The organism is Brevundimonas intermedia, from assembly GCF_027922165.1.
GTDB classification, from domain to species: Bacteria; Pseudomonadota; Alphaproteobacteria; order Caulobacterales; family Caulobacteraceae; genus Brevundimonas; species Brevundimonas intermedia.
This window is the reverse complement of sequence record NZ_BSFD01000003.1, coordinates 108,256-131,138: the sequence shown is the minus strand read 5'-3', so window position 1 is coordinate 131,138 and position 22,883 is coordinate 108,256. Positions and strand designations below refer to the sequence as shown.

At 68.1% G+C, this 22,883-nt stretch carries 26 protein-coding genes; 7 read left to right on the top strand and 19 right to left on the bottom strand.

Translation table 11 applies throughout. From position 1 onward, the window contains the following. Nucleotides 1-28: 28 nt before the first annotated feature. From PKE72_RS07855 to xseA, 6 genes are all read right to left on the bottom strand, one after another. On the bottom strand, nt 29-856 hold the full coding sequence (locus PKE72_RS07855) for a PIN domain-containing protein (RefSeq protein WP_271164823.1): 828 nt from the start codon (nt 854-856) through the stop codon (nt 29-31). 82 nt (nt 857-938) lie between these two features. After that, nucleotides 939-2,741, bottom strand: coding sequence for an arginine--tRNA ligase (gene argS, locus PKE72_RS07850; RefSeq protein ID WP_271164822.1), 1,803 nt, complete (start codon nt 2,739-2,741; stop codon nt 939-941). Continuing rightward, nucleotides 2,741-3,415: a Tat pathway signal sequence domain protein gene (locus PKE72_RS07845; protein ID WP_271164821.1), complete on the bottom strand. Its 675-nt coding sequence runs from the start codon at nt 3,413-3,415 to the stop codon at nt 2,741-2,743. The genes argS and PKE72_RS07845 overlap by 1 nt, the downstream gene beginning before the upstream one ends. Nucleotides 3,416-3,481: 66 nt before the next feature. Next, nucleotides 3,482-4,048, bottom strand: a complete 567-nt coding sequence (locus PKE72_RS07840) for a DUF3035 domain-containing protein (RefSeq protein ID WP_271164820.1) — start codon at nt 4,046-4,048, stop codon at nt 3,482-3,484. Between the two features lie 72 nt (nt 4,049-4,120). Further along, nucleotides 4,121-4,648, bottom strand: a complete 528-nt coding sequence (lspA, locus tag PKE72_RS07835) for a signal peptidase II (RefSeq protein ID WP_271164819.1) — start codon at nt 4,646-4,648, stop codon at nt 4,121-4,123. Nucleotides 4,649-4,997: 349 nt separating this feature from the next. Next, nucleotides 4,998-6,482 (bottom strand): exodeoxyribonuclease VII large subunit, encoded by a 1,485-nt coding sequence (gene xseA / locus PKE72_RS07830; RefSeq protein ID WP_271164818.1) that lies wholly within the window; start codon nt 6,480-6,482, stop codon nt 4,998-5,000. A gap of 64 nt (nt 6,483-6,546) precedes the next feature. On the opposite strand from xseA, the gene PKE72_RS07825 reads away from it, so the two are divergent. From PKE72_RS07825 to PKE72_RS07810, 4 genes are read left to right on the top strand one after another with little or no spacing between them, the layout of a single operon-like run. Continuing rightward, a complete protein-coding gene (locus tag PKE72_RS07825; RefSeq protein WP_271164817.1) occupies nt 6,547-6,708 on the top strand; it encodes a hypothetical protein in 162 nt (53 codons plus the stop codon). Between the two features lie 56 nt (nt 6,709-6,764). Further along, nucleotides 6,765-8,039: a phosphoribosylamine--glycine ligase gene (gene purD, locus PKE72_RS07820; RefSeq protein ID WP_271164816.1), complete on the top strand. Its 1,275-nt coding sequence runs from the start codon at nt 6,765-6,767 to the stop codon at nt 8,037-8,039. A 31-nt stretch (nt 8,040-8,070) separates the two neighbouring features. Beyond that, nucleotides 8,071-8,262, top strand: coding sequence for a CopG family transcriptional regulator (locus PKE72_RS07815; RefSeq protein ID WP_271164815.1), 192 nt, complete (start codon nt 8,071-8,073; stop codon nt 8,260-8,262). After that, on the top strand, nt 8,253-8,462 hold the full coding sequence (locus PKE72_RS07810; RefSeq protein WP_271164814.1) for a type II toxin-antitoxin system RelE/ParE family toxin: 210 nt from the start codon (nt 8,253-8,255) through the stop codon (nt 8,460-8,462). Before PKE72_RS07815 ends, PKE72_RS07810 begins: the two co-directional genes overlap by 10 nt. 66 nt (nt 8,463-8,528) lie before the next feature. On the opposite strand, the gene PKE72_RS07805 is transcribed toward PKE72_RS07810, so the two are convergent. After that, on the bottom strand, nt 8,529-9,176 hold the full coding sequence (locus PKE72_RS07805; RefSeq protein WP_271164813.1) for a murein L,D-transpeptidase catalytic domain family protein: 648 nt from the start codon (nt 9,174-9,176) through the stop codon (nt 8,529-8,531). 156 nt (nt 9,177-9,332) lie between these two features. Between PKE72_RS07805 and PKE72_RS07800 the strand changes: the two genes are divergently transcribed. Further along, nucleotides 9,333-10,658 carry a metal-dependent hydrolase family protein gene (locus tag PKE72_RS07800; RefSeq protein ID WP_271164812.1) on the top strand — a complete coding sequence of 442 codons (1,326 nt, stop codon included), beginning with the start codon at nt 9,333-9,335 and terminating at the stop codon, nt 10,656-10,658. Here the strand turns inward: PKE72_RS07800 and lpxK are convergent. The 5 genes from lpxK to PKE72_RS07775 are packed head-to-tail and all read right to left on the bottom strand — an operon-like array spanning nt 10,643 to nt 16,007. Continuing rightward, nucleotides 10,643-11,659, bottom strand: coding sequence for a tetraacyldisaccharide 4'-kinase (lpxK, locus tag PKE72_RS07795; RefSeq protein ID WP_271164887.1), 1,017 nt, complete (start codon nt 11,657-11,659; stop codon nt 10,643-10,645). The two genes, PKE72_RS07800 and lpxK, sit on opposite strands and share 16 nt — an antisense overlap. Next, on the bottom strand, nt 11,656-12,948 hold the full coding sequence (locus PKE72_RS07790) for a 3-deoxy-D-manno-octulosonic acid transferase (RefSeq protein WP_271164811.1): 1,293 nt from the start codon (nt 12,946-12,948) through the stop codon (nt 11,656-11,658). The genes lpxK and PKE72_RS07790 overlap by 4 nt, the downstream gene beginning before the upstream one ends. Then, nucleotides 12,945-13,628: a lysophospholipid acyltransferase family protein gene (locus tag PKE72_RS07785; protein ID WP_271164810.1), complete on the bottom strand. Its 684-nt coding sequence runs from the start codon at nt 13,626-13,628 to the stop codon at nt 12,945-12,947. The genes PKE72_RS07790 and PKE72_RS07785 overlap by 4 nt, the downstream gene beginning before the upstream one ends. Continuing rightward, a complete protein-coding gene (locus PKE72_RS07780; RefSeq protein ID WP_271164809.1) occupies nt 13,625-15,454 on the bottom strand; it encodes an ABC transporter ATP-binding protein in 1,830 nt (609 codons plus the stop codon). Before PKE72_RS07780 ends, PKE72_RS07785 begins: the two co-directional genes overlap by 4 nt. Before the next feature lie 31 nt (nt 15,455-15,485). Next, on the bottom strand, nt 15,486-16,007 hold the full coding sequence (locus PKE72_RS07775) for a COG3650 family protein (RefSeq protein ID WP_271164808.1): 522 nt from the start codon (nt 16,005-16,007) through the stop codon (nt 15,486-15,488). Between the two features lie 86 nt (nt 16,008-16,093). On the opposite strand from PKE72_RS07775, the gene PKE72_RS07770 reads away from it, so the two are divergent. Next, nucleotides 16,094-16,759 (top strand): protein tyrosine phosphatase family protein, encoded by a 666-nt coding sequence (locus PKE72_RS07770; protein ID WP_271164886.1) that lies wholly within the window; start codon nt 16,094-16,096, stop codon nt 16,757-16,759. Nucleotides 16,760-16,762: 3 nt separating this feature from the next. Here the strand turns inward: PKE72_RS07770 and PKE72_RS07765 are convergent, their stop codons facing one another. The 7 genes from PKE72_RS07765 to PKE72_RS07735 all read right to left on the bottom strand — a co-directional run bounded on the left by PKE72_RS07765 (nt 16,763) and on the right by PKE72_RS07735 (nt 22,462). Beyond that, entirely contained in the window at nt 16,763-16,966 is a 204-nt protein-coding gene (locus PKE72_RS07765) for a hypothetical protein (RefSeq protein WP_271164807.1), read from the bottom strand. A 52-nt stretch (nt 16,967-17,018) separates the two neighbouring features. Then, nucleotides 17,019-17,264, bottom strand: a complete 246-nt coding sequence (locus tag PKE72_RS07760) for a DUF4170 domain-containing protein (RefSeq protein ID WP_271164806.1) — start codon at nt 17,262-17,264, stop codon at nt 17,019-17,021. Nucleotides 17,265-17,357: 93 nt separating this feature from the next. Further along, nucleotides 17,358-18,152, bottom strand: a complete 795-nt coding sequence (locus PKE72_RS07755) for a 3'(2'),5'-bisphosphate nucleotidase CysQ (RefSeq protein WP_271164805.1) — start codon at nt 18,150-18,152, stop codon at nt 17,358-17,360. Next, entirely contained in the window at nt 18,149-19,504 is a 1,356-nt protein-coding gene (locus PKE72_RS07750; RefSeq protein ID WP_271164804.1) for a TldD/PmbA family protein, read from the bottom strand. Before PKE72_RS07750 ends, PKE72_RS07755 begins: the two co-directional genes overlap by 4 nt. Nucleotides 19,505-19,547: 43 nt before the next feature. After that, nucleotides 19,548-19,955, bottom strand: coding sequence for an MAPEG family protein (locus tag PKE72_RS07745; protein ID WP_271164803.1), 408 nt, complete (start codon nt 19,953-19,955; stop codon nt 19,548-19,550). 3 nt (nt 19,956-19,958) lie between these two features. After that, nucleotides 19,959-21,791 carry a M14 family metallopeptidase gene (locus tag PKE72_RS07740; protein WP_271164802.1) on the bottom strand — a complete coding sequence of 611 codons (1,833 nt, stop codon included), beginning with the start codon at nt 21,789-21,791 and terminating at the stop codon, nt 19,959-19,961. Between the two features lie 38 nt (nt 21,792-21,829). Next, nucleotides 21,830-22,462, bottom strand: coding sequence for a hypothetical protein (locus PKE72_RS07735; RefSeq protein ID WP_271164801.1), 633 nt, complete (start codon nt 22,460-22,462; stop codon nt 21,830-21,832). 135 nt (nt 22,463-22,597) lie between these two features. On the opposite strand from PKE72_RS07735, the gene PKE72_RS07730 reads away from it, so the two are divergent. Beyond that, nucleotides 22,598-22,882, top strand: a complete 285-nt coding sequence (locus PKE72_RS07730; protein WP_271164800.1) for a hypothetical protein — start codon at nt 22,598-22,600, stop codon at nt 22,880-22,882. Nucleotide 22,883 lies beyond the last annotated feature (1 nt).

The window sequence follows — 22,883 nt, the reverse complement described above, 5'->3', positions numbered from 1 at the left end:
CACATATAGCATGAGGCCCTCGCCGCGGCTAGGCGTTCGACACCACCAGCCGCAGATGTCCAGCCTTGGTCTTCCCTGCGTCGTCGGTCGGCGGCGGATCGGGGGGCGGGGGCAGGCTGGGCCGCGCGCTCCAGGCCTCGGGCCGTTCGATCCAGCCCTTGGCCGTCTTCAGCCGGTCGGGCAGCATGGACCGGGCCACCAGATTGGGGCCGACGCCCACCAGTTCGTCAGTCCAGTTCGCGATCTGGCGATTATGCATCCGGCCCGGCGGCGCGACGCTGACGATCCGCTTGTTCGGATAGGCCTCGCGCACGAACCGCACGGTGGCGGCGTGGTCCCCGTCGGTGGTCAGCAGATAGACGCTATCGACCCGGTTCGCCGCCACATCGTCCGCCACCGCCAGGGCCAGGTTGACGTCGCTCTGCTTCTCCGTCGCGGAACTCCAGCCGTGTCCGCAGGCGCGGCAGTGTTCGCCATGGACGATGAAATGGCCCATCAGACAGCGCACGCCCCGCGCCCTCAGCGCGGCCTCATAGCGGAACTGGGCCTCCATTCGCGCCCTGGCCTGGGGCCGGTGGGCGCTGACCCAGACGACGCCGGTCAGCCGCTCCATCGGGTCGATCAGGCCCCGCCCCAGGGCCTGCAAGTCCAGCCACAGCCACTCGCGCCGCTTCTGGTCCAGCAGGGCGTGGAACAGGTTGAACCCATCGACATAAAGCACGGCCCTACGTTTCAGAAACGGCGGCGTCAGGTCGCCGGGCCCGAACGGGCGCAGGCTCGCATCCGCCATGCGGATACGTCCCCGGTGCTGCCCCCAGGCCTTGCGTCCCTTCTGCCGCCCGTCGGGTTTCCCCATCCGTCGTCCGCTCCCTGTCCCCGGCAAAGGTTAACCAGAGCTGTCGAGCGGAGTCCGCGTCTTTCAGGTCACAGAACGGCGGTCACATCCGTTCGGGCGTCTCGATCCCCAGCAGGGTCAGGGCCGTCTCGAGCTGACGCAGGGCCGCCGCCGACAGGGCCAGACGCGAGGCCCGCGTCGCCGCATCCGGCGCGACCAGCACCGGGCAGGCGGCGTAGAATTTCGAGAAGGACTGGGCCACCCGATAGGCGTGTTCCGCCACCAGATGCGGCATCCGCTTGTCATAGGCGTCCGAGACGGCGGTCGAGAAGGCGTCCAGCGTCAGGGCCAGATCGCGCTCCGCCTGTTCGGCGATGACGATGGCGCCGGGCTCCGCCCCCTGTTCAGCGGCCTTGCGCAGCAGGGATTTGATCCGCACCGACTGGTACAACAGATAGGGGCCGGTCTTGCCCTCGAAGCTCATGAACCGGTCCAGGTCGAAGACGTAGCTGGTGGTCCGCGCGTTCGACAGGTCGGCGAACTTCAGGGCGGCGATGGCCACCTTGTGCGCGATGGCCTCGAATTCTTCCGGCGACAGGTCGTCGCCCAGTTTGGCCTCGTGCAGCCGCTCGCGCGCCTTGTCCGTCGCCTGATCGATCAGGTCGCGCAGCTTCAGCACCCCGCCCGCCCGGGTCTTGAACGGCTTGCCGTCCTGGCCGTTCATGGTGCCGAAGCCCAGATGCTCCAGCGATCCCTCGACGGCGTAGCCGGCCAGATAGGCCGCGCGGAACACCTGTTCGAAATGTTCGGCCTGGCGTTCGTCGACGACATACAGGGCCAGGTCCGGCGCCAGGGCCTTCTTGCGGTCCAGGATCGTCGCCAGGTCGGTCGTGCCGTACATGGCCGAGCCTTCCGAGCTGATCACCAGCAGGGGCGGGGGCGACGGGGCCTCGATCACCGAACCGTCGGCCAGCTTCTTCTTGCGCGTCTCGCCCGGCTTGGCGACGTGCACCACCTGGGCGCCGTCGTCCTCGACCAACAGGCCGGTCGCCTTCAGGTGCGCCAGCATTTCGGGCATCTGGGGATCGGCGTCGCTCTCGCCGTTCCACAGGTCGAAATCGACCGACAGGTCGCCGTACTCACGCTTCAGCGCCTCGCGGCTGACCGCCACGAAATGGGCCCACAGGGCGCGATAGCCGGGTCGGCCGTTCTGCAGTTCGGCCGTCGCCTTGCGGGCGCGGTCGCGGAAGGCCGGGTCTTCCTTGGCCTTGCCGGCGGCCAGCGGATACAGCCGGTCCAGATCGGCCAGGGTCACGGGACTGTCGGCCGGGAAGGGCCCGTCGCCCTCGACCAGGAAACCTTCAGCCAGACCCTCGTCGCCACAGGCCACGATCAGCAGCCCCATCTGGAAGCCCCAGTCGCCGAAATGGGCGTCGCCGGTGACGTGGTCGCCGCGGAAGCGGAACAGCCGCTTCAGGCTCTCGCCGATGATGGCGCTGCGCAGGTGTCCGACGTGCATGGGCTTGGCCACGTTCGGACCGCCGTAATCGATCACCACCTTGCGCGGATCGGCCACGAGGGCGGCTCCCGCGTGTTCGATGTCGGCGGCGACCTCTGCGGCGCGTTCGGCCAGCAGCGCGTCGGCCAGCTTCAGATTGATGAAGCCCGGCCCCGCCACCTCGACCGAGGCGAAGCGCGGATCGGCGGTCAGGCGTTCGGCGATCTTGCCCGCCAGTTCGCGCGGATTGGCCTTCAGCGCCTTGGCGGCGGCCAGGGCGCCGTTCGACTGGAAGTCGGCCAGGTCGGGCCGGTCGGACGGGGTGACGCGCGCCAGGGCCGCGTCCACGCCTTCGGCGGCGAAGGCGGCGGCGACCGCTTCGCTGAGGACGGTCTTCAGGTCAGACATTATTGGCTCGGCGTAGAGGCTTGGGCCGCTCCGGCGGTGACGCGGAAGCGGCTGCCCGAGCGGTTGAACTCGGCCATTTCAGGCGTGACGTCGAAGCCGATCAGCACCTCGAAATTGCCGCCGCTGGTGTCGATGCCCGCGCGCGGAATAACGATGCTGCGCTCCTGGTGGACCGAGGCGGTGCGCTGACCGTCGAACTTCACCGGCAGGTCGAAATATTCCTTGGCCAGGACGGCGCTGTTGCGCTCGGTCACCGCGACCCAATAGCGATAGGTCTTCTCGTCTGCGGTCGCCTGCTCGCCCCGGCCCAGCTCGAACAGGATGTCCATGTCCAGCTTGATGGGGTCGTCTTCGCGATACTCGCAGTCGGCCGAGACGCCCTGGATCTCACCGGTAAAGCCGACGTTGGAGATGGCCGCGCGGCCGCCTTCCAACTCGACATAGCGGGCGGCGTCGTACAGCACCTTTACGAAGGGGCAGGGGCCGGCGTTGGCGCGGCGACGCAGCGGCGCGAACCGGGGTGCGCGCTCGGCAGGCGCATTCGCCGATCCATCAGCCTGCTGGCCGCTGGATCCACGTTCCCGTTGTCCCGGCGACATCTGCGCCTGGGCGGCGGTGGGCAGGATGGAGGCCGCGATCGAGACGGCGGCCAGGGCGGAAAGCACGCGACGCATCAGTTATCTTCCGACAGCGAGAGGACCAACGCCGTGGCAGGCGTCCTTGGAACAGGGTTGTGGGTCTTACAGGCCCGGCAGCTTGAAGCCGCCGCTGCGGCGCGGCTGGATCGTGATGGCCTGCTGGCCGCCGGTCAGCGCCTGAAGCCGGGCGGCCTCGGTCGAGGCGTCGATCGTCTGCTGGCCGTCGGCCGTCTGGCGCACCGTGGGCGCCTGGGTCGCGGCGTCGTTCTTGCGCCAGAACATCACGCGGTCGGCGAAGCTTTCGTCCTTGTGCGCGATGTCGCCGAACTCGTCGTCGATGACATAGCGGGCCAGGGGATCGGCCTGTTCGGCGCCGGCCTGGGCCACCAGCACCTGTTCGCCCGGCGTGCGGGTGACGGCCTGGCGTTGACCCAGCAGGATCTGACGGGCGGCGCTTTCAGGCGCCAGCTCTTGCGGGCGCGGCTGGCCCGGCGCCGGCGGGCGCAGGCCGTACTCGGGCGGCACGCTCAGCGGCGCGGTGGAGACGGTCACGAACTCGTCCGGCACGACCTTGGTCAGGCCGACGCCTTGTCGGATGCTGCTGCAGGCCGAAACGGCGAGCGCGGCTGAGGCGGCGAGGGTCAGTACGGCGACGCTGCGAATACGCATGTGTTCAGGCTCTGATCGGCTGATGCTCGAAACGCCTCTGCGGGCGTTGTTGGCATAGTGAAGAGGGGGTGATTACGACTTTTCGGGGGCCGCGCCAACCTTGGCGGCCTTGTCGGACAGGAAGCTGTCCAGAATCAGCAGGACGACGCCGATGGTGATGGCGCTATCGGCGATGTTGAACACCCAGGGGAAGACGCCCGTACCCGAGACATCGATGAAGTCGACGACATAGCCGAACCGGATTCGGTCGATCACATTGCCCAGGGCGCCGCCCATGACGAAGCCGATGGCGGTGATCAGCAGACGGCGATCCGACTGGGTCGCCCACCAGGCCAGGCCGGCCGAGACGATGACCGAGAAGATGGTCAGACCCCAGCGCGCCTCGCCCCCGCCGAACAGGCCGAAGCTGACGCCGGTATTCTGCACGAAGGTGAATCGCAGGATCGGCGGCAGCACCTCGGCGAAGACATAGCCGACGGGGATCTGGCTGACCGAAGCCACGTCCGGCAGGCTCAGAATCCAGGCCTTGGTCAGCTGGTCGAGAACGATGATCAGAAGGGCGATGCCGTAAGCGGCCCGGGCGATGCGAGTGATCTTCATGCGGCGGCGGTTAGCAGGAAGCGGCGCCGGGGCGAAGCGGAAAACCACCCGGACCCGAACTTCACGTCGGCGAATTCAGGATGGGAAAAGAAAAATGGCGCGCAGGACGATTCGTGCGGCCATCGGCGTTTGCCGGGCGAAAGCCTCGTTCAACCCGCCTGAGATGAGAACCGGTTAGAATGACGTCATGGTCCGGCCGCCGCTCATACCTGTCGAACCCGTCCCGTCGGCGACCCATGCCGGTCCGGCGGCTTGGCACGATTAGCGCCCTGTCACCCTGTTTTCGCGCCAGGCGCCGATTGGCAGGTTGGCGCTTTGTCACCCTGTTTTTACGCCAAGCGCCAACGGATCAGAACAGGTCGCCCTGTTTTGGCGTTGGCGATCCTGGAGTCGGTGGTTTCGGCCTTGGCGTGGGCTTGAGCGCAGGCGCCGACGCGACTCGGCCATCCCCACCGTCGATGGTCGCGCCCCGTGCGCCGTCCCCGAACACCAGCCGCACTGCCTGGCCGGGCTCCAGTCCCGCCGCCGCCGTGATCCAGTCGCCCTCGGCGGTCTCGACCCGTGCAAAACCGGGCTTGGGCCGACCGGGGTCCAAGGTCGCCAGCGCCCGCGACAGGGCGTTCAGCCGATCCTGGTCGCGGGTCAGCCGTCGCTCGACCGTCGGCTTGAACCGGGCGGCGACGGCGGACAGCCGGTCGCCGCGACGCTCCAGCGCCCGGTCCAGCAGCCCCCGTCCAAGCCGTCCGCCGACGCCGGCCAGCCGCCGTTCGTGGACCGAGACATTGCGTTGCAGCCCCGACCCCAGCCGGCTCGACACATGGTCCAGCCGCTGCTGCGCCAGGGCCAGCAGGTCTTCCGGCCGCGCCGGCAGGCCGCGCGCGACCGCACGCAGCCGGGTGCGCCGATCCTCGATCAGTCGTCCGCCGGCCAGGACCATCCGCCGGTCCAGGTCGGCGACGGCATATCTCAGGTCCGCCAGCACCGGCGTGGCGATCTCGGCCGCGCCCGTGGGCGTCGGCGCGCGCCGGTCGGACACGAAGTCGATCAGGGTGGTGTCCGTCTCGTGCCCCACGGCCGAGATGATTGGGATCCGCGCCGCCGCCACCGTCCGCGCCAGGGCTTCGTCGTTGAAGCACCACAGGTCCTCGACCGAACCGCCGCCACGCGCGACGATCAGCAGGTCGGGGCGCGGGATCGGTCCATCCGGCGTCAGGGCGTCGAAGCCGCGAATGGCGTTGGCCACCTGGCCGCTGGCCGCCTCGCCCTGGACCACCACCGGCCAGACGATCACCCGGCAGGGCCAGCGTTCGGCGATCCGGTGCAGGACGTCGCGGATCACCGCGCCCGTAGGGCTGGTGATGACGCCGATGGTGCGGGGGAACTGGGGCAGGGGCTTCTTGCGCCCCGGTTCGAACAGGCCTTCTTCGCGCAGCCGGACCTTCAGCCGCTCCAGCTGGGCCAGCAGGGCGCCGGCCCCGGCCGCCTCCATGCTCTCGATGACGATCTGGTACGAGGACCGCGCCGGATACGAGGTGATCTTGCCGGTGACGATGACCTCCAGCCCCGCCTCCGGCTGGACCCCCAGGCCGCGCACCGATCCCTTCCAGATCACCCCGTCGATGGCCGACTTGTCGTCCTTCAGGGTCAGATAGATATGGCCGGACGCATGCCGATTGACCTTGGACACCTCGCCCCTCAGCCGGACGTGGCCGAATCGCTCCTCAAGCGTCCGCTTCAGCGCGAACGACAGTTCCGAGATCGACAGGGGCGGATTGTTGTCGCGCGGGGCGGCGGCCTCGGCCGGGCCTTCGAACACATAGGAGTCGTCGCTCATCGGCCCATCCTAGCCTGCGTCGATCCGCGCGGGAACAGGATCGACGCCGTCCCGTTCGCCTTTCATGGCCGCCGACCCCCCAGGAACCGACCCCGACGACCGCGACCCGCGCGAGCGCGGCCTGACACGTCGCAGCGGCGCAGGCGGGGCCATGAGTCCCTGGCTGATCATCGGTGGGATCGCCCTGATCGGCCTGGCCGTCTACGTCCTTTCCGCCCTGTTCTGACGCTTCGGCCCGCCCGACGCTTGACCGCCCGGCGCAGGCCCGTCATTTCCGACTTCATGATTATTCTTCTCGTCGGATCGGGCGGGCGCGAACACGCCCTGGCCTGGAAGATCGCCCAGTCGCCGCTGGTCAAACGCCTCGTCGCCGCCCCCGGCAATCCCGGCATCGAGAAGCTGTGCGAGCTTCGCCCGGTCAAGGCTGACGACGCCGAGGGCCTCGCCGCCCTGGCGCGTGAGATCAAGGCGGACCTGGTCGTGGTGGGGCCTGAAGTGGCCCTGGCCGCCGGTCTCGCCGACCGCCTGGCCTCGGCCGGCATCCCCTGTTTCGGGCCCACAGCCAAGGCGGCCCAGCTGGAAGTGTCCAAGGCCTTCTCCAAGGCCTTCCTGGAACGCCACGAAATCCCCACCGCCGGCTACGGCGTCTACGACACGGTCAAGGACGCCAAGGCCGCCCTGGACGTGTTCAAGCCGCCCTATGTGATCAAGGCCGACGGCCTGGCCGCCGGCAAGGGCGTGGCCATCAGTCCCGACCGTCCCGACGCCGAGGCCGAGATCGAACGCATGCTGGGCGGCCGCTTCGGCGCCGCCGGCGCCCGCGTCGTGATCGAGGAGTTTATGGACGGCGAGGAGGGATCCCTCTTCGCCCTGTGCGACGGCCAGCGCGCCGTGCTGTTCGGCGGCGCCCAGGACCACAAGCGCGCCTTCGACGGCGACACCGGCCCCAATACCGGCGGCATGGGCGCCTATTCGCCCGCGCCCGTCTTCACCGCCGGCCTGGTGCAGCAGGCCGACGAACGGATCGTCCAGCCCACCATCCGCAAGATGGCCGAGGAGGGCGCCCCCTATCGCGGCGTCCTCTACGCCGGCCTGATGGCCACCGCCGACGGCCCCAAGGTGGTCGAGTTCAACGCCCGCTTCGGCGATCCCGAATGCCAGGTGCTGATGATGCGCATGGCTGGGGACATCGTCCCCTATCTGCTGGGCTGCGCGCGGGGCGACGTGTCCGGCCTGCCGTCCCCGGCCTTCAAGCCCCAGACGGTGATCTGCGTGGTCATGGCGGCCAAGGGCTATCCCGACAGCCCGCTGGAAGGCTCGATCATCCGCGGCGTCGACCAGGACTTCGGCCCCCACGTCCAGGTCTTCCACGCCGGAACCCGACGCCGCGACGACGGCCAGCTGTGCGCCGCCGGCGGCCGCGTCCTGAATGTCTGCGCTGAAGGCGATGACATCGCCCAGGCCCGAGACCGCGCCTACGACGCCATCCGCAAGATCGACTGGCCCGGCGGCTTCAACCGCTCCGACATCGGCTGGCGGGCCCTGGGCCGGGGCTGACCGTATCGGCGGGACGTGCTAGGCTCGAGCCATGGCTGATCCCGCAATCGATCACGACGAAGAAGATCTGTTCTCGACGCCGGACGACGCGGCGGATGAGGCGGCGACCCTGCGGGGCCTTGCCGATGCCGCCGCTGGACGGGTCGTAGACAACGAGACCGTGATGCGATGGGTCGAGTCCTGGTCGACGGCCAATCCTCTGCCCCGGCCTAAATGCGGTTAGTCGTCTGGACGGATCAGGCGCTGAGCGATTTGGAGGACATCAGCCTCTATATCGCCGACTTCAATCCAGCTGCTGCGGCGCGCTTCTTCATTCGATTGAAGGCTGCTGCCGAGAGCCTCGCGCATTTCGCGGACCGGGGACGCCCTGCCATTCACGGAACACGCGAACTGACTCTGGTGAAGCCCTATCTCATCCGGTAGGCGATCCTGCCTGATCGGGAGGTCGTCACCATCCGGCACTCCGCCCGACAACCCGAGCGATAGGCCTCACGCCCAAGCAAACAGAAGCCGACCTTCGCCCATTCGTTCACGCAGTTCCGGCAGATCGGTGTGGGCGACCGAGAAACAGCCGTAGCTGCGGCCCAGCTTGCCTTCACGCGCCAGGAAGTCGGGGTCGGCGTAGTCGGCGCCGTGGATGATGATGGCCCGCTCGCGCGCCTTGTCGTTGGTGTATTCCAGCCCGTCCAGCAGGACATTCGGCCCCTGCTGCGCGCCCCAACCGGCGCCCGCAGTCGCATAGGCGCCGACCGAGGACATGTTGGAGTCCGGCGTGTTGGAGAAGCGCTGGGCGTAGCCGGTGTGGCTCGGGTCAGAACCGCGCCCGTGGCAGGTGCGCAGCACCTTGACCTCGCCGGCGATCAGATCGACCTCGTACAGCCGTTCTTCACCCGAGAATTTCTTGAAGTCGACCAGGTACATCCGGTCGCGAAGCGGGATCTTCCGGTGATGGATGTCCAAGGCCGCCATAGCCCGCTCCATCAACTCCTTACGCACATGACCGCGCGGGTCGAGTGGGGGCGGAGTGACGACGAGGGCTTCGACGACGGGGGCAGGGGGCGGCGGTGCAACCGGCTTGGCAGCGGCCAACGTCGTGACCGGGACCGACGCCCCGGCGCTGGCGCAACCGGCCAGCATGGCCGATCCGCCCAGAATGAGTCCTCGTCTTGAAAGCCGCATGCGACGCCCTCGTTGCGGTTTATCTTCGGAGATGTTTGTTTCAAATGGTTACGGGCGAGGCAACCTGAGCCTTGTGGGGCATTTTTGCGGCGCCGCGCCGCAGGGGAGACATCGATGATGCGTTTCGGTCTGGCGCTGGGCGCGCTGATAGCCTCGGCCACGGTCGCAGTTGCGCAGCAAATCCCCACTGGGCCTCAGGTTTCCCCGATCCAGGCGACGACGTTTGTCGAAGCTGGCCGACTACTCGCCGACCCGTCGAACGGCGTTGTGCAGCGCGGTAAAACTCTCGTGATCAGAGGGAACCAAGTCGTGGAGATCCGCGACGGCTTCGTCGGCGACCCCTCTCAGGGTGCGGTCGTAAACCTTCGCGAATCCTTCGTCCTCCCGGGTTTGATCGACAGCCACGTCCATCTGACGGGCCAACAGAACCCCAATTCCCGCCTTGAGGAAGTCACCCAGTCGGATGCGACCCAGGCCATGGTCGGCGCACGTTACGCCCGCCGCACCCTGATGGCGGGCTTCACCACGGTGGCGGATCTGGGCGCCAGCAACGAAGCCATCTTCGCCCTGCGCGAGGCGGTGAAGGCCGGCGACGTGCCCGGTCCGCGCATCATAGCGGCTGGGTCTTCGGTCTCGATCCACGGCGGCCACGGCGACGCCAATGGTTTCCGCGAGGACGTTCTGCATCTGCTGTCGCCGGAAAGCGTCTGTTCAGGGCCTGAGGACTGCATGCGCGCGGTCCGCACCCAGGTTCGCTCGGGCGCCGACATCATCAAGATCACCGCCACAGGCGGGGTTCTGTCCAACACCGCCGCCGGCCTGAACCAGCAGTTCAGCGATCCCGAGCTGACCGCCATCGTCGAAAGCGCTCACCGCATGGGTCGCCAGGTGACCGCCCACGCCCATGGCGTGGACGGGATCAACGCCTTCCTGCGCGCGGGCGGCGATTCCATCGAACATGGCACCTATCTGGACGACCAGTCGATCCGACTGTTCAAGACCAACGGCGCCTGGCTGGTGCCGACCTTGCTGGCTGGGGACTTCGTCGCCCGGATCGCCTCGGGACCGAACAATTTCTTCACGCCCGCCCAGACCGCCAAGGCGCTGGAGGCGGGGCCGAAGATGCTGGACATGGCCCGCCGCGCCCATGAGGGCGGGGTGAAGATCGCCTTCGGCACGGACAGCGGCGTCTCCGCCCATGGCGACAATGCTCAGGAGTTCGCCCTTCTGGTCCGCGCAGGCCTGACGCCGCTGGAGGCCATCCAGGCCGCCACCGTCGGCGCCGCCGAGCATCTGCGCATCGCCAGCGAAGCCGGCAAGATCGCGCCGGGCATGCCGGCCGACATCGTCGCCGTGACGGGCGATCCGCTGACCGACGTCACCGAACTGGAGCGGATGAAGTTTGTGATGAAGTCCGGCGTGGTCTACCGCGCCGACTGAATTCTGGCGGTTAGGAAGGCGGCGAAAGCCGCCTCATCCTCGAACCGGGCGACGACCGGCCAGGCCGTCACGCGCGCGCGCTGTTCCGGCGTCAGCCGCACCCAGTCCTTTTCCGTGGTCACCAGACCGGCGTCATAGACCGCCGCCCGATCCAGCAGGAAGTCCATGTCGGAGGTGGTATAGGCGGCATGGTCGGGGAAGGGGACGAAGTCCGCCAGGTCGCACCCCGCCGCCTTCAGCGACCGCTCGACCTTCCACGGCTTGGCGATGCCGGCGAACCCGACCTGAGGCCCAGGCGGCGGCGGCCCTTCGGGCGTCAGGCGCGCGACGAAGATGGGCAGCCCGTCGAACATGGCCAGCAGTTCGGGATCGGCCGTCTCCAGATCGGTCGGCAACATCACCACCACCGCATCGGCGCGAGCCAATCCGGCCTTCAGCGGCTCGCGCATCGGACCGGACGGAAAGACCGAGCCGTCGCCGAACGGCCATTCGTCGCCCCGTGTCTCGCCGTCCACGACGATCAGGCTGACGGTCTTCTTCAAGGCGGGGTTCTGATGTCCGTCGTCCAGCACCAGCGCCCGCGCGCCTTCCGAAACGGCGGCCCGCGCCCCGGCGATGCGGTCGCGCGAAATCCAGGCCGGGGCGTCCTGCGCCAGCATCAGGGGTTCGTCGCCGACGTCCTCGGCCGTGTGGCTCCCCAGATCGACCCGCACCGGGCCTTCCAGCTTGCCGCCATAGCCGCGCGACAAACCCTGCGCTTCCAGGCCCGCCGCGCGCAGAAGCCGCAGCACCTCGCGCGTCACCGGGGTCTTGCCCGATCCGCCGACGGTCAGATTGCCGACCGAGATCACCGCGCAGCCCGGATCGACCGGGACCGTCCGTGCGATCCGCCGCGCCGTTACTCCGGCCCAGAGCCAGCCCAGCGGCTTTAATACGGTGCGCGTCAACCGCGCATGATCACGGTCCCGGACATACCACCAGCGAGGCGTGTTCAGCTTCATCGCCTGGGCCTCTTCTGCGGCGTGAGCGGCGAGAGCCAGTTCCACAGCCGGTCCAGACCGCCGCCCGCCTCGGCCGCCGCGCGTCGGGCGCGCTCGCCCATGGCCTTGGCCGTCGCCGGATCGGCCAGCAGGGGCGCCACCGCCTCGGGCAGGTCCCAAGGGGCCTGGACCAGGATCAGACCGCCGGCCTCGGCCAGGGCCGAGGTGACGGTCGCCCAGTTCGAGGCGTCCGGCCCCGTCACTGTCGGTCGGCCCAGCCGCGCGGGCTCCAGCGGATTATGCCCGCCCACCGTCGGCAGGCCCAGGGCCGGAGCGAACGATCCGCCCATCACCACGACGTCCGCCAGTCGCAGGAACAGGCCCATCTCGTTCAGGGTGTCGGCCAGATAGACGTCGGTATCACGCCTGATGGTCTCGCCGCGCGACCGCATGGCGAAGACCACGCCCTCGCGCTGCAAGGCCGTAGCGATATGCGGCCCCCGTTCCGGATGGCGGGGAAGCAGGATCAGACAGGCGCGGTCGGCCAGCTTGTCCAGCGCACGGACGATGGCGATCTCTTCGCCTTCGTGGGTGCTAGCGGCGACCACCACGGGCCGGTCGCCGATGGCGGCGCTCAGGCGGCTGAAGGCGGCCGTATCATGGGGCAGGGGCTCGCCCGCCAGCTTCAGATTGACCAGGCCGTCGATACGCGCGCCCAGGCTTTCCAGCCGCTGTGCCGACAACTGATCTTGAGGCAGCACCAGGTCGAACGCGCCGGTCACCGCCCGCGCCGAGGCCGGGAAACGCGCCCATCCGTCGACCGTCTTTTCGGTCACACGCGCGCTCACTAAGGCCAGCTTCACTCCCCGCTGATGCGCCTCCAGCAGCATGTTGGGCCACAGTTCGCTCTCGACAAAGATCGCCAGGCCGGGCCGCCAGTGATCCAGGAACCGCGCCACAACGCCCGGCCCATCGACCGGCGCATACTGATGGATGACGCCCTTCGGCAGACGGTCGGCCAAGATCTTGGCCGAGGTCACCGTGCCCGATGTGACCAGAACCGTCAGGTCGGGCCGCGTCCTCACGAACCGCTCGACCAGCGGCAGAAGGGACAGCGTCTCGCCCACGCTGACGCCGTGCAGCCAGACCAGATCGCCCTGCGGTCGCTCGATCCCGGTGAAACCCATCCGTTCATCGACGCGTGCCGGATCTTCCTTGCCTTTGGCCGCGCGGGCGTCCAGCAGGCGCGGGGCCAGCGGCTCCAGCGCCCGGGTCATCAGCCGATAGGCCAGCAACGGCACGGGCGTCACGATTTCAGACCCGTAATGGTGTCTGCACGCGCTTCGACAGCGGTCAGGCGAGCAGTCCATTCGGAGACGACGTGGGCCATCTCGGCGCCCTGAGGGTAGTCGGCGCGGTCCCAGACGATGGCGCCCCGGCCGAAAGGCAGGGGCAGCACGGCGCTGTCCCAACTGTTCAGGCGGATCGCGGGCTTGCAGGACAGGCCGATGAACAGGGCCGGCGCACCGGACAGCTTAGCCATCAGGGGCAGACCTTCGGCCATAACCCTTGCCGGTCCACGCGGACCGTCTGGCGTTACGGCCAGGGCGCCGACCTTCAACTGCTTCAGCCCATCACGCAAAGCTTGCGACCCGCCCTTGGCCCGATCGGCCTTGTCCTTGTTGGCGGAGGACCCGCGGACGGCGGGAAAGCCTTGGCGCGCCACGGCTTTGGCGATGAACTCTCCGTCAGCCGACAGCGAGATCAGCCCCTTGGCCGGTTGCGCCCGATCCAGCGGCCACGACGCCGGCGCCAGGCCGATGCGCGAGTGCCAGAAGACGCACAGCACACCGCCGCCCTTGGCCCAGATTTCTTCGGCGACCGACCGGTTCTCATGGGTCCATCGGATCGTGGCGAAACAGAACTGCATCCACTGCGCCAGGACCCAGGCCAGGGCGGACTGGATGAAGGGATTGCGCAGCGGCCTCAAGCGACGGCCTCGACGGTCGGCGCGCCGCCGTCCAGCGACTGCTGACGCGCCAGGCGGGAGTAGAGACCGCCCCGGGCCACCAGGGCGTCGTGCGACCCTTGCTCGACCACCCGCCCGGCCTCGATCACATAGATCCGGTCGGCGTTGCGGACGGTGGACAGACGGTGCGCGATCATCAGTGTGGCTCGGCCTTCCATCAGCCGCTCCAGCGCCGCCTGGACCAGGGCTTCGCTCTCGGTGTCCAGAGCGCTGGTCGCCTCGTCCAGCAACAGGATCGGCGCGTCCTTCAGGAAGGCGCGGGCGATGGCGATACGCTGGCGCTGCCCACCCGAAAGCCGCAGCCCCGCCTCGCCGGCGCGGGTCTCATACCCCTCTGGCAGGGCGGTTATGAAGTCGTGCGCGGCGGCGGACCGCGCGGCGTCCTCGATCTGCTCTTGCGTCGCGCCCGGCCGGCCATAGGCGATGTTGGCGGCGATGGTGTCGTCGAACAGGAAGGGCTCCTGTGTCACCAGGGCGATATGGTCGCGCAGATCGTGGATCCGCAGCGACCGCACATCGGCGCCGTTGATCGTCACCGCCCCGCCCGTCACATCATAGAAGCGCGGCAACAGGCTCAAGATCGTGCTCTTGCCTCCGCCCGACGGCCCGACCAGGGCCACCGTCTCGCCCGGCGCGACCCGCAACGAGACTGCGTCCAGCGTCGGCGCCCCGCCGGGGGCGTAGGCGAACGACACCCGATCCAGCACGACCTCGACTGGACCGGCGGCCAGGGGCGCGGCGTCCGGGGCCTCGCGAATCTCGGCTTCTATGTCCAATGCACCGAACAGGCGACGCGCGGCGGTGAAGCCCTCGCTCATGACGGTCGCCAGATTGGTGACCTGCCGCAGGGCTTGGCCGGCGGCCAGCAGCATGCCGATGAAGGCGGCGAATCCGCCCACCGTCATCTCACCCGACTGCGCCCGCCATCCGGCATAGGCCATTACAGCGGCGACGACGATATAGGCGACTAGATCGCTGGACGGCCCTGCGAAGGCGCGGGCGTTGGCGCCCTTGATGACGTGGCGCTGGCGACGGGCCACCACCTCGGCGACGCGGTCCTGCTCGGCGGCCTCTCGGTTTTCGATCTTGATCAGCCGGACCCCGTCCAGATTCTCCATCAGGGCGGTGGACAGGTTCTCGGTCTCGGCCATGGCGCCGCGCGCCGCCTTGCGGGTCTTGCGCCCGAACCGGCGCAGCACCAGCGCCACCAGAGGCACCCCCAGCAGCACGACCATGGTCAGCTGCCAGTCGATGAACCCCATGTAGATCAGCACGGCGATCAGGGTCAGCAGGTTCTGGGTGTAGTTGACCACGCCCGAGGTAAAAGCTTCGCGCACCATATTGGCGTCGAACAGGACGGAAGAGACGAAGCCGCCTGAATGCTGACTGCGCAGCCGGGCAAGGTCAGCGCGGATCATGGCCCCGAACAGACGGATCTGAATATCGCCGACGATGGTGTGACCCAGACGGTTGACCAGAGCCGCTTGGCCGATGGCGGCCAGGGTCCGCATCACGGCGACCGCCAGGATGGCGGCCGGGATCCAGATAATCGCCTTGTCCGCCGGGAAGCTGACGACCCCGAACAGGGTGATCGGCTCGGTCCCGCCCAGGAAGAGGCCGTTGACGGCCGGCTCCAGCAGCTTCAGCAGGGCCGCGGTCAGCAGGCCCGTCATCGCGGCGCACAGCACCGACAGGATCAGCGATCCCTTGTGCCGGGACAGGTAGTCCCGCCAGATGCGCGCCAGCAAGGCGCGCAGGGGCATGGTCTCGGAAGCGGGCGCGGTCATCGGCTCTCGGTCGTCCGAGCCGCCGTTCAAGTCAAGGCTTGTCAGGCGCCGGTTCTAGCAGCCGCCCCTGTTCATCCGCACGGATCAGGGTTTCGCCCGGTGCGTCCTCGACCCTGACGGCGGGGGAGACGGTCGGATTTGACGCGTAGCGACGGCCGTCGAACGGCACAGCGGCCTCGTAGCCCTCGGTTATCCCGCCACCGACGACGTAGACGCCCAGATCGCGACGCCCATGGGTCTGCTGCTCCAGCAGCCGGATCGGCGCCCGTGCGACGCTGATTTCGCCGATCGACACATAGGCGTCGTCCTCGCGGCTGAGGACCAGCAACTGGCATCCGCCCGACCCGCACCAATTCGGTCCTGTCAGATAGACGAGGGTGGTCGCACCATCCGGCGTGATCGCTGCCGTGTATCGCGTGGCGCCCACCGCGCCCCGCGCTTTCTCGCGCAGATAGGCGGTCAGGGCAGGGTCCTCCGGCGGCGGGGTCTGTGCGGCGGCGACGCTGGCCCAAAGGCCCAAGGCGACGGCTGCGGTTGCGGCGATGGTCTTCATGTCGGCCTCCTGTTTTCGGCAAACAATCCAACGCGCGAACGTCGAGTTTGGATGACGCGGTCGGCTCGGGACGCTATCTGGCGGCCATGGCGCGCTTTGATCTTTCGACCGCAATGGGCCGTTTCCGGGCGCATTGGCATTATTTCTGGGCGGACCACGCCTTTCTGCGCCTGGCGTTTTCGAACGCCCACTGGCTGGGCCCAGACCTCGTGCGCACCAATCAGCCGTCGCCGCGCCAACTGGCCTATTGGAAGGCAAAGGGCGTCCGCACCGTCATCAACCTGCGTGGACAGCGGGACGAGGGCTATTACTGGCTGGAGAAGGAGGCTTGTGAGCGGCTGGGCCTGACCTTGATCGACGCCCCGCTGGACTCCCGCGACCCGCCCCAGACCGACCGCATCCACCGCGCCCGCGACCTGTTCAAGACCATAGAATATCCTGTCCTGATCCACTGCAAATCCGGGGCGGACCGGGCGGGGATGATGGCGGTCTTCTATCGCCACTTCCATCTGGGTGAACCGATCTCGGTCGCCATGAACCAGTTGTCCAAGAAATACCTGCACTCGCGCGAGGGGCTGACCGGCGTGCTGGACTATACGCTCGAGAAATACGTCAATGAGATCGAGCCGCGCGGGATCAGTTTTATCGACTGGGTCGACAGCCCCGACTACGATCCCAAAGCGATCCGCGCCGAGTTCAAGGCCGGCTGGTGGGGCACGCTGCTGACCGAGAAGCTGCTGAAGCGAGAATAGGGCTCAGCCCCAGGGGCCGCGCGGCGTATCCTCGCCGCGTTCGCGGGCTTCGGCCTCCAGCTCGGCGTCGCGCCGCGCCTTGCGGTCGGCTTCCCACTTTTTGAACCAGCGCGCATAGCCGATCTGTCCCCGCAGCGAAAAGCTGAAGAGCGCCAGCACGGCCAGCAGGCTCACCAGTTGGAAAATCTGTTGCGGTTCCAGGTTCATCTTCGTTCAGCGTCCAGGTCAGGGAACGGGTTCCCGTTCCCTGACGTCGCACTCAAGCCGCGTCGCCGCGCGGATCGATCAGCTTGTGGGCGTGGAGGATGAAATAACGCATGTGGGCGTTGTCCACCGTCGCCTGGGCGCGGGCTTTCCACGCCTGTTTGGCCTCGTCATAGCTGCCGAAGGCGCCGACGAATTCGATCTGCGACAGATCGCGGAACGTCGGCTCGCCCAGGTGGCGCAGTTCGCCGCCGATGACGAGGTGAAGCAACTGGGGCGGGACGGAGGATTGATCGACCATCGGATGTCCTTGGGGCTTGGGGAGGGCTTTTGCCGGGGCATAGGCCCAGAACGCCTAAGGATCAATGTATGGCAGGGTTTTTCAGCCCAAGACCTAGGTCGAAATCGGCACGTTTTTACAGCGTCGCACGATCAACGGATGCAGGGCCGGGGCGGCGCAGACCAGGCTGGCCTGGCGCGGGTCGGGCCGGTTGAAGCGCCAGGGGCGACCATGGTGGTCGCTGACCCGCGCTCCGGCCTCCTCGGCGATCAGACTGCCCGCCGCCACGTCCCAATCCCATTTCGGCGTCAGGGCCAGGGCGGCGTCGAAGGCCCCCGCGGCGACCAGAGCCATCCGATAGGCCAGGGCGTTGCGTTTCGAAAAGCGCAGCGCCGGCCACGGCTCGTCCCAGTGCGACCCCTCGATCATCCGGGCGTCGCCCAGCACGGAGGCGTCATCCAAAGTCTCGGCGTCCGACGCCCGCACGAGGATCCCGTTGCGCCGCGCCCCGCCGCCGCGCGTCGCCACATAGGTCTCCTGAACCTCCGGCGCATGAATGACGGCGGCGACCACTTGGCCGTCCTCGACGACCGCGATCGGCACACACCACCAGGGCTGGCGCTTCATATAGGCGACGGTGCCGTCCACCGGATCGACGACGAAAATCCGTCGTTTCGACAAGCGCTCGGGCGAATCCGCCGTCTCTTCCGACAGCCAGCCATAGTCGGGGCGAGCGGCCAGCAGCCTGTCCTTCAGCATGGCGTCCACCGCCAGATCGCCGCTGGTGACGGGCGACCCACCGACCTTGGACTCGATCCTCAGCCCGGCCTCGCGTTCGGCGACCGCCAGGGCGCCGGCGTCGATCGCCGCCTGGCGGATCAGTTCGAGATCGGCGTTCAGGTCGGTCATTTTCCCGCTATGGCCACCGCGTCGAACATCAGGCTCGGCACATTGAATCCGCCCCGGAACTCCAGGTCCGACCCGCGTTGGAGGCGCAGATAAAGCTCGGGCAGCTTGCCCGCCACCGTGACCTCGTTGACCGGATAGGCGATCGCGCCATTCTCGAACCAGAAGCCGGACACCCCGGCGGACCAGTCGCCGGTGTTCCCGTTCAACGACGGCCCGAACATCGACGTGACCAGAAGCCCGGTCCCCGCGTCGGCCATCAGCCCCGCCAGATCGCGCTCGCCCGGCTCCATGTGCAGATTGTGGGTTCCGACCCCCGCCGGTCCCGCCAGGCCGCGCGAGGCGTGACCGGTGGACTCCAGCCCCAGCTGCCGGGCCGAGGCGCTGTTCAGCAGCCAGGTGGTCAGCACACCGTCGTCGAACAGGGCTCGCCGCTCAACCGCCACCCCCTCGTCATCAAACGGGGTGGAGCCCATGCCGCGCGGCCGGAACGGATCGTCAATCAGGGTCACCCCTTCGGCGAACACCCTCTGGCCCATCCGGTCCTTCAGAAAGGAGGTGCCGCGCGCGATCGACGGCCCCGAAATGGCGCCGATCGCCGGCGAGACGATTTGGCCGGCCATGCGGTTGTCGAAGATGACCGGGGCGGTGGTTGAGGCGATCTTGCGCGCCCCCGTTCGAGCGACAGCGCGCTCACCGGCCTTCCGACCAATGATATCGGCGCCCGGCAGATCGGACAGATGCCGGGTCGACCGGCTCTCGCCGCCCCGCTCCATGGCGCCGTCCTTCTCGGCGATGACGCCGACGCCCAGTGAAAAGGCCGAACCTTGATAATCGCCGTCGAACCCGTGCGACGTCACCAGCCGCCACCGGCTGGACGACCAGGACGCATGCCCGCCCTCGGATCGGGCCACGCCCTCCACCGCCAGGGCTGCGGCCTCGGCTTCGGCCGACACCTGCTCCAGAGCTTCGGCGCTGCGCGCGCTCGGGTCGAACAGGTCCAGTTCGGCGAAGGGCCCGCGCGCCAGCCGATCCTCGGGGGCGAAACCGGCATAGGGGTCTTCCGGCGCCAGTCGGGCCATGGCCACCGCCCGTTCCACCAGGCGCGCCTGGGTCTCGGGCGACAAGTCCGAAGCCGACACCGACGCCTGGCGCTGTCCGACAAGGACCCGCAGGCCCAGGTCGCGCGATTCCTCGCGTTCGACGTCTTCCAGCTTGCCGTTGCGCACTCCGACCGACAGGGAGCGGCGATCCGCGCTGACCGCCTCGGCGGCGTCGGCCCCGGCCTTCAGGGCCGCCTTGACGATGTCATTCAGCAGATCGGTGGAAACAGGCGCGTACAGGGTTTCAGTCATGCCCCGATATGGCGGACCCTTTGCTGCGCCGCAACCTTGCGCCTCAGACGACGGCGAAGGCGATCAATCCCACGGCGGCCGTCAGCAGCGCCACCCAGGTCAGCAGCATGCCGATCACGCGGCCCAGCGACGGTCCCGTCTGGAACAACAGGCCCAGGGCATGGACGATGCGACCGACCAGCAGGGTCGCCCCCACGGCATGGACCATCCACGCCGGCGTCCCGACGGCGGCCAGCAGCAGCAGGGCGACCATGCCCGGCGTCGCATACTCTGCACAGTTGCCGAAGGCGCGGCTCGCGGCCAGCAGGTCGGGGTTCCCGCCGTCGCCGAACGAAACCATATGCTTGCGTCGCCCGCTGACGACGACGCCGGACAGCACCAGCATCAGCAGGATCAGCAGGCCGCTCCAAAGTGCGGCCGCCTGAACGGCTTGCATCAGGGGGGTGGGCATCGATCAGTCCTCGCGGCCGATGGGATAAAGCAGATAGCGGTCGTCATAGAAGGGCGTCCGCTCATAGAACCAGGCCAGCCGGGCCTGCGGATTGGCCTCAAACTCAGGCTCGGCCGCCAGCTTGGCCTCGAACGCGGTCTTCAGCGCCGGATCCGCCGCCAGCATCTTCTCCGCCAGGGGGGCGATGGCGTAGGCCTCGATATATTCGACCCGGCTCATCACCTCGGGGAACATGCCCCAGGCGAAGAAACTCTCGCTGGACTGCGGCTCCAGCAGCAGTACGACGATGTCGCCCAGCGGCTGATCGGTCGGCACACGAACCGAGCCGGTCGGGAAGGTCCAGTCGCGGCGCTCGATCTCCACCGTCTTCACCGAGGCCTGGACGTGCCCCTCGTTGGCGCGTGTCGCCAGCTTGGGCTCGACCAGACGCAGCATCGACAGGTTGACCGTGCGCGGCGCCTCCAGCGTCTCCATCTCGACGCCGTGGATCTTCAGCCGCTCGATGATGTCGGTGCGATAGCTCGGCACCCAATAGGCGGCCGGCCGGGTCAGGCTCAGCGTCGGCTTGGACCCATAGAAGGGCATCTGCCACAGTTCGGGATCAGGCCGGCCCAGCCAGCGCACCTCGTCGCGACCGGAGGCGGCGCTGGGATACATCTCGTACAGCACGCCCTTGAACGGACGGGTGGAGGAGGGGGCCTCCTCCGCCTCGAAGTTTGCTGCGATCTGCGCCGGTCGCAGGGCCCGGTCCTGGTCCGTCGCCGCCTTCAGCGCCGCGCCCTGGTCGGCCAGCAACCGCATCGCCTCTTCGATGAAGACATAGGCTCCCAGCACCCGCTGCTCATGCGGCTTTAGGCTGTGGTTCTCGATCAGGATGGTCGGCACATGGGCGGCCGCGCCCCAGCCGTTCGAGAACCGCTCGCCCAGTCCGCCGTCTGACAGCCCCTTCTTTGGCTCGTCGTCGTCGATGCCGAACACCAGCTCGCCGGGGATATGACCCTCCCGCTCCAGGGCCGCATTCATCGCCGGCTTGAACACCGAATCCAGCCAGGCCGAACTGTTCGGCGACCGGCTGAATGACCCGTCCTCGCCGTTAAAGCCGTAGGTGACGTCATACTGGTAATCCAGACCGTCGGTGACGTGGACGTCCACATACAGGTCCGGCCGGTATTTCAGGATCAGGCCCCGCACCGCCCGCATCTCGGGCTGGTCCAGCTTCAGATAGTCGCGGTTCAGGTTCTGGTTGGTCGCCGTATTGCGCCAGCCCTGGATGCGCGGCCCGCGCTGGTTCGGCCGGGAATAGGCGCTGGCCCGCTCGTGCCCGTCCACGCTCAGGATCGGGATCAGGATCAGGTTTACCCGGTCCAGCAGGGCGTCCTTGCCGTAAAAGGCGATGTCGCGCAGCACCATCATGCCCGCGTCCTTGCCGTCGATCTCGCCCGGATGGATGCCGGCCTGGATCATCAGCACCGGCTTGGCCGGATCGAAAGCCGCTCCGTCCTTCGAGGCGATCACCGCATAGATGGGCCGTCCCTCGGGCGAGACGCCGAACTGTTCGATGCGGATCAGGTCGCTGGCGGCGTCCAGACGGTCGAACCAGGCGCGGGTGTCGGCATAGTTGGGCGAGAAATCATGCGCCGGATCAGCCTCGAACGGGGTGACCCAGGGATCGGAGGCGTCGCGCAACAGGGCCTTTGACGCCCCGTCCCAGGCGGGCGTCGGCGGCAGGAAGGCTCGGTCCCAAGGCGCGGTGTTGGGAAGCGTCTGGGACATGGCGGGGCTCACGCTACAGGCTAGGGCGGCAAGAAGGGCCGAAATCAGGGAAGTGGATCGCATGGCCTTTCGTGAGCCGATTGCCTCGACCTGACAAGGCGTCACCCGCCGCCGCCCAGCGCGGGCGCCCACCCGCCGGCCTTGACCAGCAGGGCGGCCGAGTTCGCCGCGCCCCACAGGCTGTAGAGCAGCACCACGACCAGGGCGCCGACGGCGACCTTGCGCCATGGTGCGAACGCCGCCGTCGCCGTCCCGGTCACGAAGATCGCGACCCCGACCCAAAGCCGCAGCGAACCGGCCAACCGCGCGAACTCCGCATTCATCTGCGCCAGGATGATCACCACCACCGCCACGATCAGATTGGCCGCCAGGACACAACCGAACACCAGCCGCCGGTGGGCCCAGAAGTGGTCGTCCAGGTCGATCCGCTCGTCGCCGCCCTCGGCCGACACGCGCGGAAAGGTCACGCTGGCCGCCACATAGAAGGTCGCCGCAATGCTCAGCGAGACCAGCAGGACGAAGGTGTTGAACGGCGCTCCTCGGAAGATCACCCAGGCCTGGTTCCAGAAGGTGGCGATGTCGATGGCCACGAACAGGGCCAGCAGCGGCGTCAACCAGCCGAACCGGATTCGCCGCTTCTCATGCAGCACCCGCGCGAACCCGCCGACCAGTTCGGCGACCGACAGGCCCAGCAGCAGGCCGTAGAAGCTGAAGAAGAATTCGAACGCGCTCAAGACAGCCCCCCGATGTCACGTCGGATAGCTAGACCGTTTGGCGATACGCGGCCAGTCTCGCGCGACACGGGGGGTGGGAGCCAATCAAGCTTGACCGCGTTTGTCGGATATCAGCCTCGCCGCTCAGGACCTGTAATGCACCAGATGATCGCTCTTGGCCTGAGCCTGATCGTTGCCGTGTTGCTCAACGGCGGCGTTGCAGCGCAGATGATTTCGGCAGGCTACTGGGGCGGGGCGATTGGCTCGCTGCTCTTCGGCCCGCTGATGACCTTCTACGTCGTCCATACCCTTGTGTATTTCGTCGTGCGGCTGATCCGAGGTAAGGACCGGGTGGGGTCCTACACCCGGTCACGGCTCAACTACGTCGCCGCCGGCCTGACGATTCTGGGCGTGGTCGGCGCGGCCGCCGCCCCCGTCTGAT